General features: G+C 69.8%; 1 protein-coding gene and 1 pseudogene. Both read right to left on the reverse strand.

Going from position 1 to position 1,124, the window contains the following annotated elements; all coding sequences use genetic code 11:
* Positions 1–309 (reverse strand): hypothetical protein (locus ACFVBH_RS40035; RefSeq protein WP_376947934.1); only part of this gene is annotated, 309 nt, incomplete at its 3' end.
* Positions 306–1,124 (reverse strand): annotated as a pseudogene (locus ACFVBH_RS40040) (hypothetical protein); the annotation flags it as partial. The pseudogene ACFVBH_RS40040 and the gene ACFVBH_RS40035, both read right to left, overlap by 4 nt.

The following is a 1,124-nucleotide window of genomic DNA, read 5'->3' on the forward strand; positions in this document are numbered from 1 at the left end:
CTTCGCGTTCTGCTGGCCCATCAGGCTCTTGATGACGAGCCAGCCGATGGCCGCCGAGATGGCTGCGATCCCGACCGCCACCGCGACGACGGCGACGGCCAGGAGGAGGGCGACGACCAGGACCCCGGCCCCGGCCCCGGCGATGAGCTGTCCGGAGTGCTGACGGAGCCAGGAGGGCGCGGGGGCAGCCTGCTGGACCACGACGTAGGCCGGGGGCTGCTGGAGGCTCTGAGGGGCGCTGAGGGCCTGTCCGGGGCCGATGTGGATCGGGGTCGGGGTGTAGACGGGCGGGGGCTCGTACGCGGTCATGACGCCTTCCTCCTACGGGTCGTCTTCGGGGCTTCCTTCTGGAGCGGCACGGTTGTGCCGGCCGAATCGGCGGAGACGTCTCGGACGGTGGGGGCAGCCGCGGGAATGACGTCGGCGCGGTAGCCGATGGACGCGGCGACGAGCTGGAGCATGGCGGCCTCGTCGATGTCGCCCACCCGGACGCGGTCGTAGCGGCCGGAGAGTCCGGGCACCCCGGTGACGACGCAGACCCCGGCGAAGCGTTCCTTGTCGATCAGGGTCGTGGGCTGGTTCTCCTCGTCCTTGCGGATGCCGTTGCCCAGCGCGGCCTCTGCCCCGTCGATGGTGAAGGTGGCGAAGCAGACGCCGACTTCGAGGTTGTCGCGGACGGCGGTCGGGATCGCGTCCGAGGTCTGCTTCTGGGTGCCGACGACGGGGATCACGCCGAGGCCGCGACCTTCCTTGGCGACCGTCCGCATGAGCCGCTGGTTGGCCTCGATGAGTTCCTTGTCCTTGCCCTTGAGCCCGGCCGCGTCGATGTAGTTGTGGCACTCGTCCATGAGCACCAGGACCAGCGGGATCGTGACGGTCGGTCCGGCCTTCCAGAACTTGTGCGTCCCTCGTTCGGCCACGAGCTGTGAGGGCCGGTCCTTGATCAGCCGGACGAGTTCGGTCAGGCGCTGATGGGCGGTCTCGGGGTTGTCCCCGACGATGAACATGGCCCGCTGGCCGACCTCTCCCCAGTCGCCGTATCGGGGGTCGCTGGTCTTGCCGTCGAACACGGCGAACTGGACCTCGGGCCGCCGAGCGAGGGAGGCGAACCAGCCGAGCATGAG

This window comes from Nocardia sp. NPDC057668, assembly GCF_042799795.1.
GTDB lineage: Bacteria > Actinomycetota > Actinomycetes > Mycobacteriales > Mycobacteriaceae > Nocardia.